This window comes from Corynebacterium minutissimum, from assembly GCF_000805675.1.
Taxonomy (GTDB): Bacteria; Actinomycetota; Actinomycetes; order Mycobacteriales; family Mycobacteriaceae; genus Corynebacterium; species Corynebacterium minutissimum.
Genome location: NZ_JSEF01000013.1, coordinates 26,656 through 53,570, shown reverse-complemented (window position 1 = coordinate 53,570; position 26,915 = coordinate 26,656). Strand labels below are relative to the sequence as shown.

At 59.4% G+C, this 26,915-nt stretch carries 27 protein-coding genes and 1 tRNA gene; 15 read left to right on the top strand and 13 right to left on the bottom strand.

The genetic code is table 11. The annotated features are described in order from the left end of the window. The first annotated feature begins 141 nt into the window (after positions 1 to 141). From NX84_RS07935 to nusB, 8 genes are all read left to right on the top strand, one after another. Positions 142 to 534, top strand: coding sequence for a prepilin peptidase (locus NX84_RS07935; RefSeq protein WP_039675644.1), 393 nt, complete (start codon positions 142 to 144; stop codon positions 532 to 534). Positions 535 to 585: 51 nt separating this feature from the next. Then, on the top strand, positions 586 to 1,797 hold the full coding sequence (gene aroC / locus NX84_RS07930; protein WP_039675652.1) for a chorismate synthase: 1,212 nt from the start codon (positions 586 to 588) through the stop codon (positions 1,795 to 1,797). Next, a complete protein-coding gene (locus tag NX84_RS07925) occupies positions 1,794 to 2,303 on the top strand; it encodes a shikimate kinase (RefSeq protein WP_039675642.1) in 510 nt (169 codons plus the stop codon). Before aroC ends, NX84_RS07925 begins: the two co-directional genes overlap by 4 nt. Before the next feature lie 40 nt (positions 2,304 to 2,343). Continuing rightward, positions 2,344 to 3,414 carry a 3-dehydroquinate synthase gene (gene aroB, locus NX84_RS07920; protein WP_039675640.1) on the top strand — a complete coding sequence of 357 codons (1,071 nt, stop codon included), beginning with the start codon at positions 2,344 to 2,346 and terminating at the stop codon, positions 3,412 to 3,414. Positions 3,415 to 3,458: 44 nt separating this feature from the next. Continuing rightward, a complete protein-coding gene (gene aroQ / locus NX84_RS07915; protein WP_039675639.1) occupies positions 3,459 to 3,884 on the top strand; it encodes a type II 3-dehydroquinate dehydratase in 426 nt (141 codons plus the stop codon). A 44-nt stretch (positions 3,885 to 3,928) separates the two neighbouring features. Continuing rightward, positions 3,929 to 5,020, top strand: coding sequence for a M24 family metallopeptidase (locus NX84_RS07910; RefSeq protein WP_039675638.1), 1,092 nt, complete (start codon positions 3,929 to 3,931; stop codon positions 5,018 to 5,020). A 127-nt stretch (positions 5,021 to 5,147) separates the two neighbouring features. Next, on the top strand, positions 5,148 to 5,711 hold the full coding sequence (gene efp, locus NX84_RS07905; RefSeq protein ID WP_039675637.1) for an elongation factor P: 564 nt from the start codon (positions 5,148 to 5,150) through the stop codon (positions 5,709 to 5,711). Between the two features lies 1 nt (position 5,712). Next, complete coding sequence (nusB, locus tag NX84_RS07900) at positions 5,713 to 6,297, top strand: transcription antitermination factor NusB (RefSeq protein WP_052319714.1); 585 nt, start codon at positions 5,713 to 5,715, stop codon at positions 6,295 to 6,297. Between the two features lie 58 nt (positions 6,298 to 6,355). On the opposite strand, the gene NX84_RS07895 is transcribed toward nusB, so the two are convergent. From NX84_RS07895 to NX84_RS07870, 6 genes are all read right to left on the bottom strand, one after another. Next, positions 6,356 to 7,120 carry an amino acid ABC transporter ATP-binding protein gene (locus NX84_RS07895; RefSeq protein ID WP_039675636.1) on the bottom strand — a complete coding sequence of 255 codons (765 nt, stop codon included), beginning with the start codon at positions 7,118 to 7,120 and terminating at the stop codon, positions 6,356 to 6,358. Continuing rightward, entirely contained in the window at positions 7,120 to 8,058 is a 939-nt protein-coding gene (locus NX84_RS07890) for an amino acid ABC transporter permease (protein ID WP_039675634.1), read from the bottom strand. The genes NX84_RS07895 and NX84_RS07890 overlap by 1 nt, the downstream gene beginning before the upstream one ends. Continuing rightward, the gene (locus NX84_RS07885) at positions 8,051 to 8,932 is read right to left on the bottom strand and encodes an ABC transporter substrate-binding protein (protein WP_039675632.1); all 882 of its coding nucleotides are present in this window, start codon (positions 8,930 to 8,932) and stop codon (positions 8,051 to 8,053) included. The genes NX84_RS07890 and NX84_RS07885 overlap by 8 nt, the downstream gene beginning before the upstream one ends. Positions 8,933 to 8,935: 3 nt before the next feature. Further along, a complete protein-coding gene (locus NX84_RS07880; protein ID WP_039675630.1) occupies positions 8,936 to 9,751 on the bottom strand; it encodes a DUF368 domain-containing protein in 816 nt (271 codons plus the stop codon). A gap of 142 nt (positions 9,752 to 9,893) precedes the next feature. Then, positions 9,894 to 10,181, bottom strand: a complete 288-nt coding sequence (locus NX84_RS07875) for a hypothetical protein (protein ID WP_039675628.1) — start codon at positions 10,179 to 10,181, stop codon at positions 9,894 to 9,896. Positions 10,182 to 10,247: 66 nt separating this feature from the next. Continuing rightward, positions 10,248 to 10,324 (bottom strand) — tRNA-Leu (locus NX84_RS07870). A gap of 134 nt (positions 10,325 to 10,458) precedes the next feature. On the opposite strand from NX84_RS07870, the gene polA reads away from it, so the two are divergent. After that, positions 10,459 to 13,122 (top strand): DNA polymerase I, encoded by a 2,664-nt coding sequence (gene polA / locus NX84_RS07865; RefSeq protein WP_039675626.1) that lies wholly within the window; start codon positions 10,459 to 10,461, stop codon positions 13,120 to 13,122. Positions 13,123 to 13,125: 3 nt separating this feature from the next. Here the strand turns inward: polA and NX84_RS07860 are convergent, their stop codons facing one another. Together NX84_RS07860 and NX84_RS07855 are read right to left on the bottom strand one after the other, a co-directional pair. Next, on the bottom strand, positions 13,126 to 13,596 hold the full coding sequence (locus NX84_RS07860) for an RDD family protein (protein WP_039675624.1): 471 nt from the start codon (positions 13,594 to 13,596) through the stop codon (positions 13,126 to 13,128). Positions 13,597 to 13,643: 47 nt separating this feature from the next. Continuing rightward, positions 13,644 to 14,384: a class I SAM-dependent DNA methyltransferase gene (locus tag NX84_RS07855; protein ID WP_039675622.1), complete on the bottom strand. Its 741-nt coding sequence runs from the start codon at positions 14,382 to 14,384 to the stop codon at positions 13,644 to 13,646. A gap of 229 nt (positions 14,385 to 14,613) precedes the next feature. Here NX84_RS07855 and rpsA point away from each other — a divergent pair, with 229 nt between their 5' ends. Further along, complete coding sequence (rpsA, locus tag NX84_RS07850; RefSeq protein ID WP_039675620.1) at positions 14,614 to 16,077, top strand: 30S ribosomal protein S1; 1,464 nt, start codon at positions 14,614 to 14,616, stop codon at positions 16,075 to 16,077. A gap of 120 nt (positions 16,078 to 16,197) precedes the next feature. After that, positions 16,198 to 16,797, top strand: a complete 600-nt coding sequence (gene coaE, locus NX84_RS07845) for a dephospho-CoA kinase (protein WP_039675618.1) — start codon at positions 16,198 to 16,200, stop codon at positions 16,795 to 16,797. Here the strand turns inward: coaE and NX84_RS07840 are convergent, their stop codons facing one another. Continuing rightward, a complete protein-coding gene (locus NX84_RS07840; protein ID WP_039675616.1) occupies positions 16,798 to 18,168 on the bottom strand; it encodes a glycoside hydrolase family 183 protein in 1,371 nt (456 codons plus the stop codon). A 104-nt stretch (positions 18,169 to 18,272) separates the two neighbouring features. On the opposite strand from NX84_RS07840, the gene NX84_RS07835 reads away from it, so the two are divergent. From NX84_RS07835 to NX84_RS07820, 4 genes are all read left to right on the top strand, one after another. Then, positions 18,273 to 18,635 carry a DUF4259 domain-containing protein gene (locus NX84_RS07835; protein WP_052319713.1) on the top strand — a complete coding sequence of 121 codons (363 nt, stop codon included), beginning with the start codon at positions 18,273 to 18,275 and terminating at the stop codon, positions 18,633 to 18,635. Positions 18,636 to 18,656: 21 nt separating this feature from the next. Then, a complete protein-coding gene (gene uvrB, locus NX84_RS07830; protein WP_039675612.1) occupies positions 18,657 to 20,756 on the top strand; it encodes an excinuclease ABC subunit UvrB in 2,100 nt (699 codons plus the stop codon). A gap of 75 nt (positions 20,757 to 20,831) precedes the next feature. Then, positions 20,832 to 21,281 (top strand): universal stress protein, encoded by a 450-nt coding sequence (locus NX84_RS07825; protein WP_039675610.1) that lies wholly within the window; start codon positions 20,832 to 20,834, stop codon positions 21,279 to 21,281. Positions 21,282 to 21,394: 113 nt separating this feature from the next. Then, positions 21,395 to 21,835, top strand: a complete 441-nt coding sequence (locus NX84_RS07820) for a universal stress protein (RefSeq protein ID WP_039675608.1) — start codon at positions 21,395 to 21,397, stop codon at positions 21,833 to 21,835. Positions 21,836 to 21,905: 70 nt separating this feature from the next. Here NX84_RS07820 and NX84_RS07815 read toward each other — a convergent pair whose 3' ends face one another. The 4 genes from NX84_RS07815 to NX84_RS07800 form a co-directional block, all read right to left on the bottom strand. Beyond that, entirely contained in the window at positions 21,906 to 22,916 is a 1,011-nt protein-coding gene (locus NX84_RS07815) for an App1 family protein phosphatidate phosphatase (protein ID WP_039675606.1), read from the bottom strand. Positions 22,917 to 22,926: 10 nt separating this feature from the next. Then, complete coding sequence (locus NX84_RS07810) at positions 22,927 to 25,113, bottom strand: HelD family protein (RefSeq protein WP_169744710.1); 2,187 nt, start codon at positions 25,111 to 25,113, stop codon at positions 22,927 to 22,929. A 195-nt stretch (positions 25,114 to 25,308) separates the two neighbouring features. Continuing rightward, positions 25,309 to 26,232 carry a DoxX family protein gene (locus tag NX84_RS07805; protein WP_039675603.1) on the bottom strand — a complete coding sequence of 308 codons (924 nt, stop codon included), beginning with the start codon at positions 26,230 to 26,232 and terminating at the stop codon, positions 25,309 to 25,311. Positions 26,233 to 26,304: 72 nt separating this feature from the next. Next, positions 26,305 to 26,907 (bottom strand): MBL fold metallo-hydrolase, encoded by a 603-nt coding sequence (locus tag NX84_RS07800; RefSeq protein WP_039675600.1) that lies wholly within the window; start codon positions 26,905 to 26,907, stop codon positions 26,305 to 26,307. Positions 26,908 to 26,915 lie beyond the last annotated feature (8 nt).

Here is a 26,915-nt window from a genome sequence, read left to right as displayed (position 1 = left end):
CCAAAAAGCCACTAGACATCCCGTCCAAAAACATCCTGGACTCCGTGTCCAAAAAGTCGCTAGACATCACACTGGTAGCAGCTTTCTAGCACTAGCCTTCTGGCGCGCACGCAGAACTGGTACAGGGTAAGCTCGCTGCCCATGGGGGTTCTTGTATTCCTGGCGTGGGGGTGCGCCTTAATCATCTATGACATCCGTTTCAAGCGGCTGCCCAATTACCTCACTCTTCCTGCAGCGCTGATATCGCTGTGGTGGTTCAGCCCAGTTGGGTTGATATGGCCTGGGCTCTATATCGCGCTGGCGCTTGCCACCCAGCGCGGCAGCATCGGCGGCGGGGATCTCAAGCTGGCGATCCCGCTCGGCATGGCAACAGCCCACGTTGGGGGAGTGATAGGGGTTCTGGGGGCGATCATGGGGGCGTCGATAAGCACGGTGCTGTGGGGCCTCGTGATGCGGGATCGCGCACCGGCACACGGCCCTGGCATGCTGATCGCCACTGGGCTTGTCCTGATTTTCAGCCCCGACACGGTGTGATACACAGCCCAGTGGCATCAAATCCACACCTGGCGTGCGATAATGTTGCGCATGCTTCGTTGGACTACCGCAGGTGAATCCCACGGCCAAGCGCTCATCGCCATGATGGAGCACATGCCGGCGGGGGTGCCTGTCTCTCAGAATGACATCGCTCTCCAGCTTTCTCGGCGGCGCCTTGGCTATGGTCGCGGCGCACGTATGAAATTTGAGGCTGACGATCTCACCCTGCTTAGCGGCATCCGCCACGGTCGAACTCTGGGCAGTCCCATTGCGATCATGATTGGCAATACTGAGTGGCCAAAGTGGACCACCATCATGTCTCCAGATGCGCTGGATATGGAGGATCCGGAGGTAGCCAAGGCGATGAATTCCGGCCGTGGCGCCCCTTTGACCCGCCCGCGCCCGGGGCATGCTGATTTTGCCGGCATGGTGAAGTTTGGACACGAGGAGGCGCGTCCTATCCTGGAGCGTTCCTCTGCCCGTGAGACGGCCGCTCGTGTGGCGGCCGCGACCGTGGCCCGTAATTTCCTGCGTGAGACCCTTGGTGTCGAGGTGCTCTCCCATGTCATTTCCATTGGTGCCTCTGAGCCTTACGAGGGTGCGCATCCCAGCTTTGATGCCCTTGAGGATATCGATGCCTCCCCGGTGCGTGCCTTTGATAAGACTGCCGAGGAGTCCATGATTTCTGAGATCGAATCCGCCAAGAAGCAGGGCGATACCCTTGGCGGCATCGTGGAGGTCATCGTCGAGGGTCTCCCCATTGGATTGGGCTCCCACACGTCCGGTGAGGACCGCCTGGATGCACAGCTTGCGGCAGCTCTTATGGGTATCCAGGCCATCAAAGGCGTCGAGGTCGGTGACGGTTTCGAGGAGGCTCGTCGTCGCGGCAGCGAAGCTCACGATGAGATGGTGCCTGCGGGTGGAGGCGTGGAGCGCGAAAGCAACCGCGCGGGCGGCCTGGAAGGTGGCATGACTAATGGTCAGACCCTGCGTCTGCGCGCGGCGATGAAGCCGATTTCCACTGTGCCGCGCGCACTCAAGACTGTCGATATGACTACCGGTGACGCCGCGACAGCTATTCACCAACGCTCAGACGTGTGTGCCGTGCCGGCAGCCGGCGTCGTGGCTGAGGCCATGGTGGCACTCGTACTCGCGCGCGCAGTGCTGGAGAAATTCGGCGGTGACTCCTTGGAGGAGACCAAGCGCAACATTGCCTCATACCAGGAGTATGTGGCGCGCCGCCTCGAGTGGGGTGAGGCATGAGCTCCCCACACGTTGTCCTCGTCGGCCCACCGGGTGCCGGGAAATCCACCATCGGCCGCCGCCTTGCCCGGGCATTGAATTGCGACCTCGTGGATTCAGATGAGCTTATCGAGGCGCGCTATGACAAACCTTGTGGAAAGGTTTTCTCCGAGCTGGGCGAACCTGCATTTCGCGAGGTCGAGGCCGAGGTTGTCCGAGAGGCATTGACGACCAAAGGCGTCGTCAGCCTTGGCGGTGGCGCCGTGCTGACTGAGTCCACGCGCACACTGCTGGCTAACCTCAACGTTGTCTTCCTTGATGTCACCCCAGAAGAAGGCGTGGCACGCACCTTGGGTGATAGCAACCGCCCGGTTCTCGACTCCGCAGACCCGCTTGCACATTATGCCCAGCTGCTCGAAACCCGCCGTCCGCTCTACGCGGAGGTCGCTGACCTCAAGGTGCGCACCGGAGTGCGCTCCCCGCAGCAGGTAGTGGGCGACATTCTGAGCTTCCTCGAATCGCTGTAATCCTTTCCCCGCGCCCGCATTCAACAAGGAGCGTCCCACCATGCACACCATCCCAGTCAACGGACCATCGCCCTACGACGTCACCATCGGCACGGATTTGAGTCAGAGCATCGTGGAGCGCGCCGCATCCATTGGCGCCGCTAAGGTAGCTATCATCCATCAGCCTCCGCTTACTGCTGCCGCCGAAGCTTTAGCCGCCGCTGCAGCCGAACATGGGCTGGAGGCCACTGTGGCCGAGGTTCCCGACGCCGAAGCGGCCAAGCAGCTCGACGTCTTGGCCGACCTCTGGGACGTGTTGGGCAAGGCAGGATTTAGCCGCCGCGACGCCGTCGTGGGTCTTGGCGGTGGAGCCGTGACAGACCTTGCCGGTTTCGCGGCAGCGACCTGGATGCGCGGTATCTCCGTCATCCAGGCGCCGACGACGCTCTTGGCCATGGTGGATGCAGCAGTGGGAGGGAAGACCGGCATCAATACCGCCGCCGGTAAGAACCTCGTGGGTGCATTCCACGAACCTGACTCGGTATTTGTGGATCTGGATCGGCTGCGCACTCTGCCGGAGGATGAAATCGTGGTGGGGTCAGCTGAAATCATCAAGACCGGCTTCATTCACGATCCCGTGATTATCGAGCGATACCTCGATAATCCAGTGTCTTGCCTTGATCCGGACGGTTTCCTGCCCGAACTAATTGAGCGTTCCATCGCCGTGAAGGCACACGTTGTGGGCCAGGACCTTAAGGAATCTGGCTTGCGGGAAACCCTCAACTACGGGCATACCTTCGGCCATGCCGTGGAGCGCCGTGAAAACTACATCTGGCGCCACGGACGCGCAGTTGCGGTGGGCATGATGTTCATTGCCCATCTATCGCGCGCTCGCGGTCTCATCAGCGCTGAGCTGGTCCAGACGCATCGCGATATCCTCACCTCTGTAGGGCTGCCCACGACGTATGAGCAAGGGCACTTCGAGGAATTGCTTGACGCTATGCGCCATGACAAGAAGAATCGCGACGGCCAGATCCGCTTTGTAGCCTTGACCGCTATCGGGAAGACGACGCGCATCGAAGACGCTTCCGACGACGAAGTGCGTGCCGCCTACGCGCAACTCAGCGTGTGAGACCACAGCCATCGCATCAACTACCGCATCCGCAGGAGAACATCATGACCATCCTTGTCCTCAACGGCCCCAACCTTAACCGCCTGGGAAAGCGCCAGCCCGAGATCTACGGCAGCGAAACTCTCGAGGACATCGAGAAGCGTATGCGCGCGGCAGCAGGGCAGGAGGACATTATTTTCTTCCAGTCCAACCATGAAGGTGAACTCATCGACCACGTTCACCGCGCGGCGGATGAGGGCTGGCCGGTCATTATCAACCCTGGCGGCTTTACCCACACCTCAGTGGCCCTGCGTGACGCATTGGCGGAGGTCGCCGATGGAGCAGGCTTCGTTGAGGTGCACCTATCCAATGTGCATGCACGTGAATCCTTCCGCCAGCATTCTTATCTCAGCCCCATCGCCCGTGGAGTCATCGCCGGTCTGGGTTCCTATGGCTACATCGCGGCTCTGAGGTACTTCGTGGCGGATTAGCTATCATGGAGTATCGCCTTTAGGAAGATTGGAGTGGTTCTCTCATGGCACTAGCCGATACTCGTTTTAGCAACCGCCGCCGTAAGCTGGCCTCAACGCTGGCTGGTCAGCGCATTGATGGCGTAGTGATTACGCACTTGACGCACGTGCGCTACCTGACAGGCTTTTCCGGCTCCAATGGTGGGCTGCTGCTACGCAAGGATCTCTCCGCGCTGATGGCGACTGATGGCCGCTACACCACCCAGATCGCAGATGAGGTTCCGGATATCGAGGCCGTGTTGGGCCGCGACGTAGGGCCGCATCTTCTTAGCCAACTGGACGGCGAAATGCGAGTGGGCTATGAGGCGGATTATGTGAGCGTGTCACAGCTCAAACGTATGGAAGAGGCTGCGCCTGAAGGCGTCACGTTGGTGCCAGTAAGCGGGGTTATCGAGGATATTCGCCTTATCAAGGACCACATCGAGCTGCAGAAGCTCGAAGAACTTGCCGCTTTGGCTAACCAGGCTCTTACCGAGCTCATCGAGGCAGGGGAGGTTGCCGCTGGCCGCACTGAGCGCCAGGTTGCCGCTGATTTGGAGTACCGCATGCGCATGCTCGGCTCGGAGCGCGTAAGCTTCGATACCATCGTGGCTTCTGGTGAGAACTCCGCGAAACCTCACCATGGTGCTGATGACCGTGAGCTACGCAATGGCGATCTTGTCACCATCGACTTCGGTGCCCACCTGCGTGGCTTCAATTCAGACTGCACCCGCACCTTTGTTATTGGTGAGGTGAGCGATTTCGCACAGGAAATCTACGACATCGTGCTGCGCGCCCAAGAGGCGGGCGTCAAGGCGTCGGTGCCAGGTGCCTCGCTTGTCGACGTCGACGCGGCATGCCGCGACATCATCACTGAGGCAGGCTATGGCGAGTATTTCGTTCACTCTACTGGCCACGGTATTGGCCTCGATGTTCACGAGGGGCCATCGGCCGCGAAAACCGGTAAGGGTGAACTGGCTGAGGGGATGACGCTGACCATCGAGCCAGGCATCTATGTCCCTGGTAGAGGTGGAGTGCGTATCGAAGACAGCCTCATCATCACCTCCGGTTCGCCGAAGATTATTACTGCCTACCCGAAGGACCTGCAGGTGCTTTAGGCCCTCTGGCAGGCGGGAGGAGCTGGAGACATTCTAGCGGCCCTACCTACAGTGCCCACATGCCGTACGGTATGCTTAGACACTGTTTTCATAGTTTCTACTTCAATGTATTCAGGAGAGTCATTTCATGGCAGATACCACTGACTTCAAGAACGGCCTCGTTCTGAAGATCGACAACAAGCTGCAGCAGATCGTTGAGTTCCAGCACGTCAAGCCGGGCAAGGGCCCTGCCTTCGTGCGCACTAAGCTCAAGGATGTCGTCTCCGGCAAGGTGACGGATAAGACCTTCAACGCTGGTGTCAAGGTGGAGACCGCTAACGTAGACCGCCGCGACATGACCTACCTGTACAACGATGGCCAGAACTACGTCGTCATGGATGACAAGACCTACGAGCAGTTTGAGCTGCCGTTTGACAAGTTCGGGGACGCTGGCAAGTTCCTGCTGGAGAACATGCGCGTGCAGGTCTCCTTCCACGACGGCGAAGCTCTCTTCGGCGAGCTGCCGATTTCCGTTGACCTCAAGGTCGAGCACACTGAGCCGGGTCTGCAGGGAGACCGCTCCAACGGCGGCACCAAGCCGGCCACCCTGGAGACCGGTGCTGAGATCCAGGTTCCGCTGTTCATTGAAATCGGCAACATCCTGAAGATCGATACCCGTACCGGCGAGTACCTCTCCCGCGTCAACAACTAAGATGACCCAACCTGAGCCAAACTATAAGCGCCACACGGCGCGCTACCGTGCGCGCCGTCGCGCTGCTGACATCCTCTTCGAAGCTGAGTCTCGCGACGTTGATCCAGTAGCTATCGTCGAAGACCGCGTGGTCCTTGCCCGCGACCCAGAGAACGGTGTTGCTCCCATTGCTGACTACACCCGCGTCATTGTGACGGGTGCTGCTGAGGAGCTAGACGCCATCGACGAGGCGATCGCCCGCTACCTTTCCGATGAGTGGTCACTGGAGCGTATCCCAGCAGTTGACCGTGCGATTATGCGTGTGGCTGTGTGGGAGATTCTCTTCAATGAGGATGTCCCGAACGCCACGGCACTCGTCGAAGGTGTGGAGCTTGCTTCGGAGTACTCCAACAATCAGGCCGCGCCGTACATTCACGCGGTGTTGGACGATGTTATCCAAGCACAGTCTGCTGATAACCCGATGACGTCCCACACTGAACAAGCGGAGGATGAGGACGCAGAAGAACCTGTGGACCCGACTGCGGGCCAGACCGAGGACCCCGCCGCGGATCTCGCCGAAGAGTCGTCGGATTCTTCCGATTCTTAAAAGCAAAAGTCCGGCCAGATCATGACGATCTAGCCGGACTTTGGTCGTTTTATTCCGTTTAGAGCAGCGAGGACAAGAAGTCCTTGGTGCGCTGGTGCTGCGGGTTGTCTAGGACCTCCTCCGGAGTGCCATACTCGACGACGGTGCCGCCGTCCATGAAGAAAATCTTGTCCGCAACTTCGCGAGCAAAACCCATCTCGTGGGTCACGACGAGCATGGTCATGCCATCGGCGGCAAGTTCCTTCATGACGCGCAGAACCTCGCCCACGAGCTCGGGGTCAAGGGCGGAGGTTGGCTCGTCGAAAAGCATAAGCTTGGGTTCCATAGCCACAGCGCGGGCAATGGCTACGCGCTGCTGCTGGCCACCAGACAGCTGCACTGGGTAAGCGTCAGCCTTGTGGGCTAGCCCGACCTTGTCCAGCAACTCCATGGCGCGGTCCTTGGCCTGCTGGGGATTCTGCTTCTTGACCTGGATAGGCGCTTCAATGATGTTTTCCAGTACCGTGCGGTGGCTAAACAGGTTGAACTGCTGGAACACCATGCCGATGTCCTGGCGCTGAATGGCGGCCTCCTTCTCGGAGATCTCATAAAGCACGCCATCGCGTTCGCGGAAACCAATGAGTTCTCCATCAATGTAGAGACGTCCCGCCGTGACTTTTTCCAAGTGGTTGCAGCAGCGCAAAAACGTGGACTTACCCGAACCAGAAGGTCCCAGCAGACATGCAACCTCACCAGGCATGACGGTGATGTCGATGCCTTTGAGCACCTCCAACTGACCGAAGGACTTGTACACGTTCTGTGCGGAAATCATGGGAGTCGTCATTACTTCTTAACCTCCGGGATGACGGACACGTTGCGGGGGATGGTGCCTTCGGCGTCAGCCAACGCCGCAAGCTGGCGGCCGGTAAGTTCACGCGTGGCGCCGCGCTCAAAGCGGCGCTCGAGGAAGTACTGGCCCACCATGAGTAGGGAAGTGATGACGAGGTACCACGTGGCAGCGACCATGAGGAGCGGAATGGGCTCGAAGAGAGCCGCCGAGATATCCGTGGCACGGCCAAAGATTTCTGCCGTGTAGGGGATGGCCACAACCAAAGAAGAGGTCTTGAGCAAGGAGATGAACTCGTTGCCGGTCGGCGGGATGATGATGCGCATGGCCTGCGGCAGAACCGTGCGGCGCATGGTCATCCACCAGCCCATTCCCAGCGCCTTGCAGGCTTCTTTCTGGCCTTCCGGAACCGAGGAAATACCGGAGCGCACAATCTCGGCCATGTAGGCAGCCTCATTGAGGCCCAAGCCCAGTACCGCGAGCAGGAATGCGTTGGTGAGCACGGCGGTAAGAGAAATCTCCGTAAAGCCCAAGTTGATGGACTGGTAGAGGGCAGACAGCAAGCCCCAGAACACCAGCTGGACATAAATAGGAGTGCCGCGGAAGAGCCACAGGAAGACCCAAGACACGCCTCTGAGCACCGGGTTAGGGGACATGCGCATAACGGCGAGGGCGGCGCCACCCACAACACCGATGATCATGGCCAAGATAGTAATGGCGATGGTGTGCAGGGCCGCCGTGGCGATGCGGGTGTCGAAGAGATACTGCGCATACGTGCCCCACCCAAAGGCCTCATTGCGGGCCGAGGCAATAATGAACCAGACGGCCAAGAGGATAAGAACAGCCGCGAAAACCCAGCGCCATGGGTGGCGGAGCGGGCGGGCCTCGATTTTAGGTGGGGGTGTAGCGGATGCCGGAGAGGAAGAGTTAGTCATTGATCGGCCTTTCATTAATCATGGCGTGCTCGACGAGGCCCTCGTCGACGCCCCATTGTTGAAGAATCTCTGTGTACGCGCCGGTGTCGATGAGGTGCTGGAACGCCGCGGCCACAGCTGGGCCCAAGTCGGAGTCCTTGGGCACGGCGAAGCCGTAGGGGGCGGCATCAAACATTTCGCCGACCATCTCCATGCGGCCGTCCGAGCGGTTCACCGACCAAGCAGAAACGGGGGAGTCGGCAGAAAGCGCATCGGCGCGGCCCATGAGGACGGCGAGGGCGGCATTGTCGCTCGTGTCATACGGCAAAATAGTGAGGTCACCGTTGCATGCTTCCTGCTTAGGGCGGAGGTCATCAGTCTCCGACACGGTGGTGCGCTGAACTGCAACTGTAAGGCCACAGGGGTTGGAGGGGTCGACCTCGCGGGGCCCATCGGCTAGGGCGGCCCACTGGATACCGGCGTAGAGAATATCGACGAAATCAAAGTTTTCTCGGCGCTCGGGAGTGTCTGTAAATCCAGAACCGCCGAGGTCAACTTGGCCTGACTGGACAGCCGGGAGAATCATGGAAAAGTCTTGCTCAACTGGCTGAAACTCTAAGCCCAATACCTGTGCTACGGCATGTGCCAGATCCATCTCGAGCCCGATGATTGAGCCATCTGAGTCCTTGAACTCAAAAGGTGCGAAAGGTGGGTTAGTACCCACAGTGAGGACACCGTCGGCGTCCTCATACATGGCGGCGATTTCAGGAACCTCGTCGACGTTGGGCGCGGTCCACCCCTCCGGAAGTGCGGGTTCCTCGTTGGTGACGCAGCCGGAGAGCATGGCTGTCACCGCTAGCCCGGCAGCGCCCACGACGGCCGTGGTTTTCTTCATGGCTTAACTCTCTTGATAGGTTGCGGCCTTGCGCCTGTCCGCAACGATGAAAATGGACACGATGACAGCGCCAACGACGAGCATGAGCAGAATCATCGGCGTGGACGCGTCTTGCTCAGCGCCCCACGGCCACAGCGTGCGCAAGGAGCCAAGCATGAAACCTGCCATGGCCGCGAGGGTGGGATTGCGGTGATTGTCCAGAAGGTAGTTGAGAACCTTGACAAAGGCCGCAAGGCCGCACACCGCACCCAGCGCAAAGACTCCGACGGTGACCATGTCACGGTCGGATACCGCGCCGATGACTGGTTCGTAGAGACCCATCGTTAAGAGGATGAGGGAGCCAGATACACCGGGGAGAACAAGTGCGCACACGGCGATCATGGCGGCGAAGAAAACCACGATGAGGTTGGGATCCTCCACGGGGGTGGAGGTAAAACCTGTGACAAAAAAGATCGCGACGGTGGCGGTGACAAACGCGACGATGGCTCCCGGCGAAAAGCGTGACATCATGCTCAGGGGCACGATGATGGACACGGCGACCATGCCAAGGAACAGTGCGCGGGAGAGGGAAACTTGGCCTTCTACGAAATTGTGCAGAAGCGTGGAGAAACCGAAGACAGCGGCGAACATGCCGACGGCGATGGATAGAAGGAAGCCCCACTCGACCTTCTTGAAGCGGCCGGAAATGAGGTCATTGGCGTTGTGCAGGGCGCGCTCATAAATACCGACGATGAGCGCGACGGTTCCACCGGAAATTCCGGGAACCAGCTCGGCCATGCCAATGAGGGCGCCGCGGATGGCGTTAAGAATAAAGTGCATAAACCGAAAGTATCGTTGACCACCCCCGCGGTGGGAATGCCGTGCCGTGGGGAGAGGAGGTGAGCAGATGACTCCCTATTCTTTCACTGAAGGACAGGCGTATGCAAATTATTCACTCGAAGGAAGGATATGCGCCTTAGGTTTAGAAGGGCAGGCGCTTGGCCAGCTCGCCGTACAGGGATCCGATGACAGCGAAGGCAGCGAGGCCAATGAGGCCGTCCAGCAGTACAACGTAGAAGCGGTTGAGATCTGGGTCGTTGGAGGATGCTGCAGACTCGCGAAGCTTCTGGTAGTAGGAAGAGTCCTCAGCCTTGGAAGAAATGGCAGAGGAGTTGGTGGTTTTCACGCTCGACTCCGCGGCAGTGGCTGCGGCTGTGCCAGAAAAGGTAAGGGCAACTGCGGTGCTGAAAGCGATGATGGTGCGACGCATAGGTAGGGAAACCTTTCGATAGGGAAAACGCTAACACCCCACAACATACTCTGTCGTGGGGTGGAATGGTGCCCCTGGTGAGACTCGAACTCACACTGGACGGGTTTTGAATCCGTTGCCTCTGCCAATTGGGCTACAGGGGCGCACTGGCAAAGATATTAGCGCAGCCGACTAACACAGACCTAATTGCCTGCCCGCGCGTGGTTTGAGGGCGGTATGAGTTGGCCTTGGGCTACCGAAAGAGGGCGAGCGGTGGCGAGTCAGACAACACGTTAGGATGGGCTGGGTGACTACTTCTCAGCCCCGACTTTTGCTTATCGACGGCCACTCCATGGCCTTCCGCGCATTTTATGCACTTCCCGCGGAGAATTTCTCCACCTCGGGAGGTCAGCACACCAACGCGGTGTACGGCTTCTTGTCCATGCTGGCCAATATTCTCAACGAGGAGAAGCCTGATTTCGTGGCCGTGGCTTTTGATGTTGGCCGCAAGACATTCCGCACCGAGATGTTCCCGGACTACAAGGCGCAGCGAGAAGCAGCCCCGGAGGAGTTTCGCGGCCAAGTCGAGCTCATCCGCGAGGTCTTGGGCACGCTAGGCATCACGACGTTGTCGCGTGAGAACTTTGAGGCCGACGATATTGTGGCCACGTTGTCCACGCAGGCAGGATCTGACTACGAGACCCTGCTGGTGACGGGTGACCGCGATTACTTGCAGTTGGTCGATGAGTCCACGACGGTTCTGTACCCGATGCGCGGCGTGTCTACTCTGCATCGCTTTACCCCGGCTGCAGTCGAGGAAAAGTATGGTTTGACTCCGCAGCAATACCCGGATTTTGCCGCCCTGCGTGGAGATCCCTCTGACAACCTGCCTAGTGTTCCGAAGGTGGGGGAGAAGACCGCTACGAAGTGGATTACGCAGTATGGGTCCCTTGACGAACTGATTGCCCATGCAGAGGACATCAAGGGCGTGGCCGGCCAGAACTTCCGTGACCGTATCGAGCAAGTCAAGCTCAACCGACAGCTCACACAGATGGTGACGGACATGGACCTTGAAGTAGGCCCGGCGGACCTAGCCTTTCAAGGGGCAGTCGCCAGTGAAGTTGCCGCGCGCTTTGACGAGTTGGAGTTTGGCACTAACTTGCGCGAGCGTGTGCTGAGCGCCATTCCGCACGACGTGGACGCTGAGGCCGCTGCGGCAGAAGAGTCGCCCGAAGTTGCAGTGTCCATTACTGACCTACCTCTCGCAGAATGGCTCAAGGACGGCGACGGTGCGCGCAAACACGTTGCGGTCTTCGTGCAGGGTGATGGCACTCCGGGTGCGGGCGATGCGGCAGCGCTGGCGCTTGTCGACGAATCCTTTGAAGGCCTCCAGATCGAACTTGCTGATCTCAGCGCGGAAGACGACGCTGCGCTTGCCGAGTGGCTGTCCTCGGACGCGCCGAAGTACTTTCATGAGGCCAAGGCAGTCTTCCACATGTTGGCTGGACGTGGCATCGAGCTACACGGCATCGCACATGACACTGCCCTCGCCGCATACCTCTTGCGGCCAGGCCAGCGCACGTACGAGCTGAGTGACGTCTACCAACGTCACCTCAAGAAGTCCTTGGGGCAAGCGAGCGAGCAGCTCTCTATCCTCGACGACAACCCGCTGGTAGACCAGGCAGGGGCGATTATGGAGCTCGCCGCGGAGCTTACGACCCAACTACAAGAGATTGATTCCTTCGAGCTGTATACCGACCTCGAGCTACCGCTGGTGTCCATCCTGGCCCGTATGGAGGCTGCCGGCATTGCCGTGGATAAGGACATCCTGGAAACCCAGCGCGATGCCTTCATTGAGCAGGTCAACGAACAAGAGCGCGCTGCACGCGAGCTGGCAGGGGATGACTCCCTCAACCTGAACTCGCCCAAGCAGCTGCAGGCAGTGCTTTTCGAGACCTTCGATATGCCGAAGACGAAGAAGACCAAGACCGGCTATTCCACTGCCGCCAAGGAAATTGAGCAGCTGGCTGCTAGCCACCCGCATCCTTTCCTCGACCATCTCCTGGCGCACCGCGAGTACCAGAAGATGAAGACTACGCTGGAAGGCCTCATCAAGACGATTCAGCCGGATGGCCGCATCCACACGACCTTTAACCAGACGGTGACGTCCACTGGCCGTTTGTCCTCGACGGAACCCAACCTGCAGAACATCCCGGTGCGGACGGAAGCTGGCCGCCAGATTCGGTCTGCCTTTGTAGTGGGCGAGGGCTTTGACACGTTGATTACTGCCGACTATTCCCAAATTGAAATGCGCGTGATGGCGCACCTCTCAGCAGACCCGGGACTTATTGAGGCCTACCGAGAGGGAGAGGACCTGCACAACTATGTGGGGTCGAGGGTCTTTGACGTGCCCGTCGATGAGGTCACTCCAGAGCTGCGCCGTCGCGTCAAGGCGATGTCCTATGGCTTGGTGTACGGCTTGTCGGCCTATGGCCTATCGCAGCAGCTGGGAATCCCGGCTGGCGAAGCCAAGCAGATTATGGAGAGCTACTTCGAGCGCTTTGGCGGCGTGAAGCGCTACCTCGACGAGGTAGTGGTCCAAGCTCGCAAGGACGGCTATACCTCAACCGTCTTTGGTCGCCGTCGCTACCTACCGGAGCTCAACTCCGACAACCGTGTGGCTCGCGAGAATGCCGAGCGCGCTGCTCTCAATGCCCCGATTCAGGGCACGGCGGCTGACATTATCAAGGTGGCCATGATTCGCGTGGACAAGGCACTTGAGGGCATGGAGTCGCGCGTATTGCTCCAGGTCCACGATGAACTTGTGGTTGAGGTCGCAGCCGGTGAGGTGGAAAAGGTGCATACCATCTTGGAACGCGAGATGGATAAGGCTATCGAGTTAACGGTGCCGCTGGAGGTTTCCGTGGGCCAGGGCAAGAACTGGGATGCGGCCGCACACTAGGAATTAGGTCAATCCCACCGCACGTTCATCCTCAGTGGGCGTGCGGCGCTCCACGAGACATCCAGCCAACAGGTCAAACGGCGTTTGGCCGATCAGCACGACGCTAAGGCCCAAAATGGCGAGAATGATGCCTTCGACCATGGGCAGCCCGGTGAGCGCTAGGAGCGTGAGCAACAGCCAGCTGTTGCGGATGGCGGCGCTGGCAATGCCGGGACGTTGCGCAATAACCTCCAGTTTGAGGGACCAATTGCCCAGCGATGTCTGCTTCGTGGTTTCGGCCCACACGCGGTAGATATAGAAAACCACAGCGAGGGCCGCGATGTCGTAGATTTCGCCGGCCCGTCCAGTCAGTACGCCATCGGTGGCGAGGTTGGTGAGCCACTTGATAACGAGGATGATAGCGGCGGCAAGGAAGGCATCGATCCACCACGCCACCACGCGGCGCAGCACAATGCCGAGGCGTTCTAGAACCATGTCTGCCAGCTTACGTCCCCCGCACCTCCTGTCTTTGCTGTGGGGAGTTACGGGTGGGCATCGACGGCCTGGCAGACGAAAATCGCGGTTCCGGGAAAGAGTGCGCCGCGCTCCGGCGACCACTGTCCCCACGTGATGTCGAGGCCTTCTGGCCACTCTGGTTCTATCTGGTTAAGAATCTTAAAACCCCCGCGGACCTGGAGAGCGCGCAGCCAATCACCCAATGTGCGGTGAAACTCGGCGTAGGTGAGCTCACCATTAGAGTTCTGCTCAAGGTACGCGCGGTCGAAGTAGGACAGCTCTGCTGTGAAGTTAGCCGGATCGTCGGGGAATACCCAGCGCATCGGGTGCGGCACGGAGAAGACGAAGCGGCCACCGGTGCGAAGGACGCGGTATACCTCAGCAAGCGCCGAGTCCAGATCTGCGATGAAGGGCAGGGCTCCAAAGGCAGAGAAGACGACGTCAAAGGCGTCGTCGCGATAGGGAAGTGCCAGGGCATCCGCCTGGACTAGTGGTAGACCGGGCTCGGCGTGGGAGAGCATTACGGCGGAGAGGTCGAATCCCGTCGCGAACTCCGCGCGTCCCTGCAGCCACTGCGTGCAGGGCGCAGAGCCGCAACCGAGTTCGAGGACGGTGGCCAAGGAGACGTCGCCAAGCAACTGCGCCTCAGCCTCATGAAGCATCTCCGGGCACCAATAAAAAGAAGAGAGATACTCCGGGTGGGTAGCGTGATATGAGTCAGCATCGGAGTCCCAAAAAGCGCGGTTGGCCGCTGAGGCAGAAAACATGGGTCCTTTCGCGTGGCACATTTGCCCTTGTAGCTGCATGGATGTAGTGTTGGACGAGCGTGTCTATGACTCGGGACGAACTGGGCTACTGTAGGAGAGTTCAGCCGGACCGCGAGTCGGGATTGAAATCCATCTTAAGCCTTGCGTATTTACGCTGCTTAATGACGCTTTTCAAGAGACGCGTAACTGTCCAATCACGATCTCCTACGTCTATTCGGAGCATAACTACATGCCAACTTCTAACACCCCTCAGGTTGCGATCAACGACATCGGAACCGCAGAGGACTTCCTCGCAGCTGTCGACGCCACCATCAAGTACTTCAACGATGGTGACATCGTCGAGGGCACCGTGGTTAAGGTTGACCACGACGAGGTCCTGCTCGACATCGGTTACAAGACCGAGGGCGTCATCCCGTCCCGCGAGCTTTCCATCAAGCACGACGTCAACCCGGATGAGGTTGTCGAGGTCGGCGACGAGATCGACGCACTTGTTCTCACCAAGGAGGACAAGGAAGGCCGTCTGATCCTGTCCAAGAAGCGCGCACAGTACGAGCGTGCTTGGGGCGCCGTCGAAGAGCTGCACGCCAAGGAAGAGCCGGTTACCGGTACCGTCATCGAGGTTGTCAAGGGTGGTCTTATCCTCGACATCGGCCTTCGTGGCTTCCTCCCGGCTTCCCTCGTTGAGATGCGCCGCGTTCGCGACCTGGAGCCGTACATCGGCCAGGAGCTCGAGGCCAAGATCATCGAGCTGGACAAGCAGCGCAACAACGTTGTCCTGTCCCGCCGTGCCTACCTCGAGCAGACCCAGTCCGAGGTCCGCTCCGAGTTCCTGCACCAGCTGCAGAAGGGCCAGGTCCGCAAGGGCGTCGTCTCCTCCATCGTCAACTTCGGCGCTTTCGTCGATCTCGGCGGTGTCGACGGTCTGGTTCACGTTTCCGAGCTGTCCTGGAAGCACATCGACCACCCGTCCGAGGTTGTCACCGTGGGCGACGAGGTCACCGTCGAGGTTCTCGACGTCGACCTGGACCGCGAGCGCGTGTCCCTGTCCCTGAAGGCAACCCAGGAAGATCCGTGGCGCGTCTTCGCCCGCACCCACGCTGTGGGCCAGATTGTTCCGGGCAAGGTCACCAAGCTCGTTCCGTTCGGCGCCTTCGTTCGCGTCGAGGAGGGCATCGAGGGTCTCGTCCACATCTCCGAGCTGGCTCAGCGCCACGTGGAGGTCCCGGACCAGGTTGTCACCGTTGGCCAGGAAGTCATGGTCAAGGTTATCGACATCGATCTCGAGCGTCGTCGTATCTCCCTGTCCGTTAAGCAGGCAGATGAGGACTACACCGACGAGTTCGATCCGTCCAAGTACGGTATGGCTGACTCCTACGACGAGCAGGGCAACTACGTCTTCCCCGAGGGCTTCGATCCGGAGACCAACGAGTGGAAGGAAGGCTTCGACGAGCAGCGCCAGGCTTGGGAGGCTCGTTACGCCGAGTCCGAGCGTCGCTTCAACCTGCACACCGCTCAGATCGAGCGAAACCGTGCAGCAGCTGCTGAGGCCGCTGAGTCCGCTGCGAACAACTCCAACTACTCCTCCGAGTCCCAGGATGCAGCTCCGGCATCCGAGACCGAGGCAGAAGTTGGCGGTTCCCTCGCATCCGATGAGCAGCTTGCTGCTCTGCGCGACAAGCTCGCAGGCAACTAAACTCAGCTCCTCGACGTTCCACGTGTCGTGCGCGTGAGCGTCTGAGTTCATAAGGCCGTCTCTCCCCGTAAAGCGGGAGGGGCGGCCTTAGTGCATTTAACTGGCGTATCGTGGGCCGGTATGAAACTCATTGGACTTACCGGCGGCATCGGTAGCGGCAAATCCACAGTGGCGCAGTTGTTGGTGGAGCAGGGCTGGGCGCTTGTCGACGCCGACCGGATCGCCCGCGATATCGTCGAACCTGGTCAACCCGCTCTCGCGGAGCTGGCGGAGGCTTTTGGGCAGGATATCCTGCGCGCAGACGGCTCGTTGGATCGAGGCTTGCTTGCCTCCCGTGCCTTTGTGAGCCGGGAGAAGACGGACCTTCTCAACTCCATAACCCACCCACGAATTCAGGAGGAAACGCAGGCCCAATTCGACGCTGCTCGCCGAGCCGGAGAGGAGTTCGTGGTCTATGACATGCCTTTGCTGGTGGATAATGGTCTGCATAAGGACATGGACGCGACCATCGTTGTGGATGTTGATGTGGAAGAACGCGTGCGCCGCCTCGTGGAGTTTCGGGGGCTTGCGGAAGACGACGCGCGCCGTCGTATTGCCGCGCAGGTTCCCGATGATGTCCGTCGTGCAGCGGCCGACGTCATCATCGACAACAACGGCCCCCGCGAAGCACTGGATGCGCAAGTTGCGGAGGCCGTTGAGGAGCTGAAGCGTCGCTTCTAGCTAGCGCGTTTCCACGACATCAGAGACGGCGATGTGGTCGTTGTTCTCCATGTCCTCGCCGGCGAAATCAAGGTCTGTGCGCATGAGCATGGTGTTGTAATCGCGCCAAGAAGTCAGCGTGTAGTAGAGGTGCTGGTCATCTTGGTGGGGCAGCACGTAGGGAGCGTACGTGTCATTGAGGGGCTCACCGCTAATGACCTTGGCCGTGGAAGCGTCGACAAGCTTGCGGCGTGCAGACCACGGGCCCTCGGGGGAATCAGCCGTGCGCATCACAATTCCCTCGCCCTCGACGCCGTACATCGTGACGAACTTGCCTAGGTAATCGTTGTAAGCAACGGAAAGCTCGGAGACCTTGCCATCCAGCATGACGCTCGCCTGGGAAGGATCCTCGACCCAGGACCCGTCAGCGTAGTAGGCGAAGGCATCTTCGTTGGGGAACTCGGACTTGAGCGCGCGGGAAAGGTAGGCCGGACCGCGGCGGCCTTGACCTGTAGTGAAGCGGTAGACGTAGTCGCCGTGTTCGACGTATGCCGACTGCTGGAGTTTCTCAAATCCGTCCTGGTAGTTTGCCCCGCCCGGAATGGGCGCGTTCGCACCGTGGCTGGCGTTGGTGCGGGTAGCCTCCGGAACCGCGTGCCAGGTAACACCGCCGTCGGTGGACTTCACCGTTGCAGCATAGTTGGTGGACCAGCCGGTCTCCGGGTCATGCCAGGAGCGTACCGACATGTAATCGATATAGTGCACGCCGTCGACCGCAATGCCCGCCGTAGGGATGGTCGTGCGCTCACCATTCGTGTCGGCATCGCCGACTTTCTGCGAGGGAATGAATTCTTTCGCGCGGCCGGAGCCTGACCAGCCGCGGTTGGTCAGTGCTTCATCGAGGCGCAGACCGTCACCGTAATCCTGGTCGGTGGTCCGCAGGATGACATTGGAGCGCCAGCCATCACCTTCGCCGACGCAATCCATGGTGTCACCAAAGACGTAGTAGGAACGCCCACCACCATCCGCGTAGGCAATGCCGAGGTCTGTACCGGAAACATCGAAGTCAAGGTCTGTACGGTTGGGCGAGCCGGCACCAGTAATGAGCTGCATGATCTGGGTAGGGCCGCCGGTGATTTGGCGCTGGTTATAGTTGCTGCGCTGGCCAGTAGTGGAGCGCTCCGACTGCGATGGCTTGGACGAGCCATTGAACAATGCACTTAGTCCGCCCAATGAGGAGCCGCCCGAGGGGCCGGCAGGCTTCGAGGTAAAGCTTCCGGACTTGGAGTATGGCGTGCAGGGAGCAGCGAGGGCCTGTGGGGCATGGGCAACGAGGGCAACGGGGAGGAGAGCAGTAACGGTTACTGTGCTAGCAAGGGAACGAAACTTCATGCCTGCCGATTCTAAAGCAGAGCAGCAACATTTAAAGGACTTGGTAGACAAAATTTACCTTTCGCTCCCGACTCGTTCATCTTCACTGCTTAATCTCATCCTCCATGGGAACCTGGGATGTTGGACCATTCGATAATCATGCCGCGTGCGCAGTGCTCGCGGAGATTCGTGATGGCTCCTTCGATCTCGAGAACTTCAAACGCACCTGTGTCGATACACCGCTTGACGTCGATGATGCGGAGGTCATCATTGCTCTTGGGGCCCTGGCCACGACGCCGCCTGATCAACTTCCCGCTGGCTTGAGCCTTGACGATGTGCACATGCTGCGCACCCCGCAAACTAAAGCCTGGTTGCGCAAGCGAATGAATAGAGCGATGGAACCTGATTCATCCCCGGTTTATGCTCTCTGGGAGACGACAGGTGAGCTGGAGGACTGGCTGCGCTCGACCCGTGCCGCTTTGCCCTAAAGACGCGTTAGACTGGTCGGTATGGCTTTCGCTGCGGAACATCCCATCCTGCCCGTTTCTGAACACCGCCCCGTCGGTGAAGTCGAGCGCCGATCCGGCGAGTTCAAGGTCGAATCAGAGTATCAGCCCGCTGGTGACCAGCCAGCTGCGATTGCAGAATTGGATGAGCGCCTCACGCGCGGCGAGCGTGATGTTGTTCTCATGGGCGCCACGGGTACGGGTAAATCCGCGACCGCCGCGTGGCTGATTGAGAAGCAGCAGCGCCCCACCTTGGTCATGGCGCCGAACAAAACACTGGCGGCGCAGCTGGCAAACGAGCTACGCCAGCTGCTACCTCATAATGCGGTCGAATATTTCGTGTCCTACTACGACTACTACCAACCTGAGGCCTATATCGCGCAGACCGATACGTACATTGAAAAAGATTCCTCTATCAATGAGGACGTGGAGCGCCTGCGTCACTCGGCCACCTCGGCGCTGCTCTCGCGCCGCGATGTCGTGGTGGTGTCGTCCGTCTCGTGCATCTACGGCCTCGGTACCCCGCAGTCCTACCTAGACCGATCCGTGGTGCTTGAAGAAGGCGAGGAGATCGACCGTGACCGTTTCCTCCGCCTGCTCGTTGATATTCAATATGAGCGCAATGACGTGGGCTTTACCCGCGGTACGTTCCGCGTTAAGGGCGACACAGTGGACATCATTCCCGCCTACGAGGAGCGCGCGGTGCGCATCGAATTCTTCGGCGACGACGTGGATGAGCTCTACTACATTCACCCGCTGACCGGTGATGTCATCGAGCGAGTTGACGAGGTTCGCATCTTCCCAGCAACCCACTATGTCGCTGGACCTGAACGCATGGCCCGCGCCATCGAAGACATCAAGGAAGAGCTGGCGGAGAGACTCGCGGACTTGGAAAACCGCGGCAAGTTGCTCGAGGCGCAGCGCCTACGCATGCGCACTGAGTACGATCTGGAAATGATCGAGCAGGTCGGCTTCTGCTCCGGAATCGAGAACTACTCCCGCCACGTCGATGGCCGCCCAGCCGGCTCGGCACCAGCAACGCTGCTGGATTACTTCCCCGAAGACTTCCTCACCATCATCGACGAGTCCCACGTCACCGTGCCGCAAATTGGCGGCATGTTTGAGGGCGATATGGCCCGCAAGCGCAACCTCGTGGAGTTCGGCTTCCGCCTGCCCTCGGCGGTGGATAACCGCCCGTTGACCTTCGACGAGTTCGAGGATCGCGTGGGGCAAACCGTGTACATGTCTGCGACCCCGGGTGATTTTGAGATGACGGCTTCCGGCGGCGAGTTCGTGGAGCAGGTCATCCGCCCGACCGGCCTGGTGGATCCGAAGGTGACGGTGAAACCCACAAAGGGGCAGATCGACGATCTTATTGATGAAGTCCGTGCCCGCACCGCCAAGCAGGAGCGTGTCCTTGTCACGACCTTGACCAAACGCATGGCGGAGGACTTGACCGACTATTTGCTGGAGCACGGCATTAAGGTGCGTTACCTCCACTCGGATATCGACACGCTGCAGCGCGTGGAGCTGTTGCGGCAGTTGCGTTTGGGAGAATTCGATGTGCTCGTCGGCATCAACCTGCTGCGTGAGGGCCTTGACCTCCCTGAGGTGTCCCTCGTGGCCATCCTCGATGCCGATAAGGAAGGATTCCTGCGCTCAACAACATCCCTCATTCAGACCATTGGCCGTGCCGCTCGAAACGTCTCCGGTGAGGTCATCATGTATGCAGACAAGATTACGGACTCGATGCAGGAGGCTATCGAGGAAACCGAGCGCCGCCGCGAGAAGCAGATTGCCTATAACACCGAGCACGGCATTGATCCTCAGCCACTACGCAAGAAGATCGCGGATATTCTCGACCAAGTCTATGAGGACGGTGATAGCGCCGAAGATGGTGCAGATGCGGATCCGACGGCAATCGTCGAGAAGCGCGATGTGTCCTCTATGGCGGCCGATGAGGTGCAGGCGCTTATCGACGATCTCACCGCCCAAATGCGAGACGCCGCGCGCGAGCTCAAGTTCGAGTTGGCTGGCCGTCTGCGCGACGAGATCGCGGATTTGAAGAAAGAACAGCGCGGACTCAAGGAAGCAGGAATTTAGGTGAAAATGAGCGCCCTCATTATGGACTGGCGTGTCATACTAGAAACAGATTAAACACTACTTATAAGGAGAATTATGCTGAGCTATAACGTTATCGCCGTCGGCACTGATGGTTCGAAAACGTCCCTGCGCGCGGTACAGTCCGCCGCATCGATGGCGCGTGCCTACGACGCCACCCTGATCATCGTTTCTGCGTTCTACAACCACTCAGGTTCCATGTTGGGCGCGCCAAACTCGGAGGATGCTCGTCTGCCAGTGGTCAGTGAGGAAATGTCCGAGAGCTACCTCAATAACGCTGCTGAAATTGCGCACAATGAGGGAGCGAAGCATATCGAAATCATCGCGAAGTCGGGCGACCCTGTCAACGCCCTCATTGAGGTGGGCCGCGATTACAACGTGGACCTGTTCGTCGTGGGAAATAAGGGCATCCATTCCGTGCGTGGCCGAGTCTTCGGCTCAGTGGCTACGGAGCTGACCCGCAAGGCGCATGCGGACGTCGTTGTGGTGAACACCACCGAGGACTAGTGTTCCAATCGACGTGGTAGCGCTCGCGTTGTTAGACTAGCGGGTGCGCGAAAACTTTATTTGATTGTCAACCGAGCCCCGTGTGCGTGAGGGGCTCGCGAAGAAAGGTCATCATGAGCGATTACAACAAGATCGTGGTCGGTACCGACGGTTCTAAGTCCTCCCTGCTTGCAGTGGAGCGCGCCGCCAAGATCGCCGCAGCCTTTGATGCCACTCTCATCATCGGCTGTGCTTACTACGAGAACCAGGAGCAAGCATCCAAGACTCTGCGCCAGGATTCCGTAACCATCCTTGGTGATGAGAAGGCCCAGGCCAACCTCACCGCTGGCAAGGAGCACGCAGAGCAGTTCGGTGCCACGAAGGTCGAGACCGCTGTTCGCCCGGGCACCCCGGTTCAGGCCTTGATGTCCATCGTCAACGACAACAAGGCTGACCTGCTCATCGTGGGTAACCGTGGTATCAACTCCCTGACTGGTCGCCTGCTGGGCTCCGTCCCGGCTGATGTGGCTCGCCAGTCTGACTGCGACGTGATGATTGTCCACACCGTCAACTAAGACGCAACATCCAGCGCGCGGTTCCCTTGACTAGGGAGGCCGCGCGCTGTGTCGTTTTGGGGGAGCAAGCCTACAGGCGGAGCTTGCGCAGAGCACGAGCGAGAACATGACCGTCGGCGCCCTGAATGAGCGGGATATCAAAGGACCCCGTCTCGTTTGCTTTGACGAGCGGCGCGAGCGAGCCGTGGGAGAGCAATTGCTCTTGCGGTGAAAGATTGCGAATCGCTACCGCTGCCACTCGGTCCGGGTGCTCGGCCGTTGCATCGGCGTAGGTCAAGGGATCGTGCTGGCCGTCGTCTCCAACGAGCAGCCACCGTAGTTTCGGGAAGGCAATGAACAAGTTGCGCAGCTGCACACGTTTGTGTTCCTGACCGTTGCGGAAGAGTCCGGTAGGGGTCGGGCCCCAGTCCGTGAGCAAGAGCGGGCCGCGAGGGAAGCCGTTTTCCTCCATGAAGGTCACCAAGGTGTCGTACGTGTTCCACGCACCGGTGGAGAGGTAGATGAACGGCACTCCAGGGTGCTTCTCCGCGATGTCCCGATAAAAACTGGCCATACCCGCTACGGGAGTGCGCTTATCGGTGCGCTTGACCCACGAGTTCCACGCAGCAATCATCGCGCGAGGTAACCACGTCACCATGATGGTGTCATCAATATCGCTCACCACACCAAGCTCTACGTCTTCCCCCACGATGAGCACGTCCGCGGTAACTTCATCTGCGCCTTTCGCGCGGATGGTGACCTCGTGCCAACCGGGCTCGAGGCCGTGATTGTGGACGAGGACGTCGATATATCCGTTGTGGTTGGTTGTTCCTGACACTGTCTTACCACCGACGGTGACCTCCACCTCGTGGCGCGGAACCTGGATGGTGAAGAACTGGCGGTAGCCGCGCTGCGCCCACGTTTCAGAGTTTTCCGATGCGGGATCGTGCATCAGCACGCGGCCCAAAACGTGCACAAAGTCGGCATTGCCGTACCCAGAGTAACCAGTGACGGACGGGCGCCAGCCTCGACGTGCCGAACGCTTCAACGTGAATGAGTTAGTGGAAAATTCAATCTTGCGGGCGATATCGGAAAGTGCCATGCGCACCAGATTATCGGAAAACCTTCGAGTAGCGCCCAGAGATAGTCAATGACTGCGTCGCACGCGTAATGGCCACATAGAGGTTGTGTACTCCTTGAGGCGAGGCTGCTACGATGTCATCGGGATGCACGACTTCGACGTGGTCGAACTCGAGGCCTTTGATTTCCTCCACATTGTCCGCGGTAATGACCGCATGTAAGCGGCCGTCAGCATCCGTAAACGTTCCTGGCGTGTCCTGTACCGTGTCTGCACTCTTCTCGCTGTCGCGCCAGATGACGTCGACGCCATCGCGCACCGCAACACTCGGCGTGGCCTCCGGGTTGATCTCTTCCAACAGCTGATTGGCCAGCTCGGTGATGGGCCGCGGCGTGCGGTAGTTGACCGTGAGTCCATGCTGCCGGAAGCGCTCGCCTACAAAAGGTTCAAGCGTTTCTGCCCATTCATCGACACCGGCTGGTGAACCGGTCTGAGAGGTATCGCCCACGAGCGTCATCCACCGCGACGGGCTGCGGCGGAAGATCATGCGCCACTCCATGGGGGTGAGCTCCTGTGCTTCGTCGACAATGACGTGGCCATAGGCCCACGTATAGTCCTCGCGGGCTCGCTGTGCAGTCGTACGAGAATCACGCACCTCCTGGCGGCGGGCGAGATGCTCGGCATCGATGACGTCGTGCGCGGAGAGAATCTCTGCCTCGAACATGTCATCATCGTTGTCTGTCGAATCGGAGGAACTCAAAATGTCGAGTGCATCCTCGGCTTCGGCGACCTGTTCACGCCACTGCTTGTCTTCGGCAGCGCGTTCAGCCTCCGGGTCCGGCATTCCGATAAGGACCGCGAGTTCGTCGAGAAGCGCCGCGTCCGACGATGTCCACGCGGTGCCGTCCTCACGGTAGAGAGCCTCACGGGTTTCATCATCATATGCGCTAGCTGCGGAGTCGATATGTGCAGTGCTGCTGAGCAGCTCCGCAAGCACCTCCGTAGGGGATAAGTGCGGCCAGAACTCCTCGATGAGTTCCGTGACGAGTGGCTCTTCAGCCAGATCGTCGTGGAGCTGGTCCACGTCCGCGCGGGAGAGGAGATTATCCCCACCTAGCGGATCCGCGCCGATTCGCTCCGCCATGTGCTGCGCCAAGGATTCGGTGAGGTGCTCAGCAAAGGCTGCTTGGGCGTCGTTATGGGGCTTGCGGGAGCGCCGGGCGCGGGTACGAGCTGCCTTGACCATGTCTGCGGTGACTACGAGCTCGAGGCCATCGATGTCGACAGTACGAGGTTCGTCCGGAAGGCGCTGGTAGTCCTTGACCGCATTCGACAGGATTTCCGCCATAGCGTCAGAACCTTTAATCTCGCGAGCCAGCAAAGACTCCGCGTGGGTAGCGTCGATTCCAGGGAAGAGAGACGCAATAGTGGAGAGCACGACACCGGTTTCACCAAGTTCCGGTAGCACCCGGGAGATGTAGTCGAGGAACGTGGAGTTCGGCCCCACGATGAGCACACCAGTAGCGGCGAGCTGTTCGCGGTAGGTGTACAGCAGATACGCCGCGCGGTGGAGTGCCACCGCCGTCTTGCCGGTGCCCGGACCGCCTTCGACGACCATGACACCACGAGTATTATCGCGGATGATTTCATCCTGTTCACGTTGGATGGTCTCCACAATGGACGGCATGTGCCCGGTGCGAGCGCGTTGCATCACGTGGTGTAGAGCAGATTCGCTAGCTACATCGCTGCTTTCACTTGCGGCTTCGCCTTCCAAAACCTCATCGCTGATGCCAGTGACAGTCCGACCGGTGGTGCGGATATGACGGCGCACGTGCACGCCTTCCGGGTGTGCGGTGGTGGCGAGGTAGAAGGGACGGGCCATCGGCGCACGCCAGTCCAGAAGAAGCGTGCGATAGTCTTCTTCGCGGGCATCCAGTCCCATGCGGCCGATATAGCGGCGATCCAGGCCTTCCGGTGTGGGGTTATCACCAGGCGCATCGATGTCGATGCGGCCGAACACGAGGCCGAGTTGAGCGACGTTGAGCCGGTCGAGCTTCGCTTGCAGACCGTGATATTCCGTTTCGCGGCGCACTAGAGCATCTGCATCTGGCGTATGCGGGTCCACAGCTGCCTGTACCTCGTTGAGGCGCTCATTCGCTGCCTGCACCTCGTTGTCGAGCCGTGCAAAAAGACTATCGACATAAGACTGCTCGGCGCACATCTCGGTGTGAGTGGCAGAGGAAGATTCAGACACAAGGCTCCTTGGATGCGTACGACGGCTTCTCGTGGAACAGAGACACAGAGAGGGACATGAAAAAAGACAACGGCCCAGCATACTCGCTGAGCCGTTGTCCTCTCTACCGCAACGAGAAGTGCAGTGTTTGTGCGGAGACTATCCGCAGCTTAGGCGTGACGTTTAGAAACGGTCACCAAACTTCTTGAAGGCCTTGTCCAACTTCTTGGTGGCTTCCTTCTGCAGCTTGTCAGCACGCTTACGCGCCTTCTTCTGTGCACGCTTGCTGTCGACGGAGTCGACCTGGGCCAGGGCAGCATCAGCGCGGTCTTGAGCCTTGCCAGCGGCCTTCACCAAACCCTTGCGAGCGGTTTCGGTGTCCTCACGAGCGGCATTGAGCCAGTCATCCTTGTTGTCATCGAAGAACTCACGAGCGGTTTCCGCGGTTTCTTCGACGAAGGAGCGGGCGTTATCGAGGAAGTCGCGGCCGGTGGACTCCCAGTCATCACGGTTGTCCTCGACATAATCCTTGGCGGTTTCGAACCAATCATTTGCCTTAGAAGTGACTTCAGAGGAGATGTCGCTAGCACGGTTGGATACGTCCTCAGCGAACTTCTGCTGCTCAGACTTGCCCGGCAGCGCGGCCTGAATCTTCTTATTGGCGCGCTCGGACGCCTTAGCGGTACGCCAGCGCAGGGAAGGCTTGCCCTCGGTGTCCTGAGTGACGATGGCGAGGGCACCAAGCAGAGCAGTGTTGGTGAGGAAATTAGTGCGCTGGGATTCCTTCTCCTCCTTGGAATCAGCAGACCAAAATGCATTGCCCACGAGGTTCGGAACATGGGTCAAAGCCAGCACAGCAGCCGATGTGCGCGGAGCCTTACCCAGCGCCAGGGTGGTGCCGGCAGCAGTCTTGGCGCCGCCCAGCGCGCGGGTAACGAGCTCCGGATCATTGGGGATGTAGCCTGCGTACTCTCGGGGCAGCACCTTGCGAAGGCGCTTGAGCACGGACTCGGTGTCCGCGACGTGCTCCGAGGTGTTGCGGAGGGTATCCACACCATCCCAGACAAACACAGAGGCCAGCATAGGACGGGCAAGCTTACGAATCATGACGTGCTCCATTCATTAGATATATAAAGACGTTCGCCACACTATAGTACGCGGATTAAACAACAATCGCTGTTACCACCGGCGCTCCCACCACTCTTCCAAGTGCGGGCGCTCAGCACCCACGGTGGTGGAGTCTCCATGGCCGGGGCGGACGATTGCCTCGTCCGGGTAGACATCAAAAATCCTTTGGGTGACATCCTTGTACAGGCGCACGAAGTCTCCCTCCGACGTCGTCTTTCCCACGCCGCCGGGGAAGAGCGAATCGCCAACGAAAAGGTTCGTCACGCCATCGATCTCTACTGCGATTGCGGCGCCACCGGGAGTATGGCCGCGGAGGATGAGCACAGGAAATTCGTGCCCGGCGAAGGGAAGGGTGTCGCCGTGCTCGAGTTCGACGTCGACAGGCGCAGGTAAAGCGGGGGAGTCGAGGAAAGATGCGTAGTGAGTCGCCCCAGTCTTGTCCAAGACCTCTTCCAGAGCGCGGACATGGTCCCAATGGCGGTGCGTGGTGAGCACAGCGGTGATGGTGACTCCGTGATCTTCAGCGAGCGAGAGGAGTGCGGGGGCGTCCGCTGAGGCGTCGACAAGCAATGCCTCATTACCTGCACAGAGCAGGTAACACTGGTTGTCCATCTCGGAAACGGAAATTTTATGAAGTTCAACCGCGTTGTTCATGTATCCCA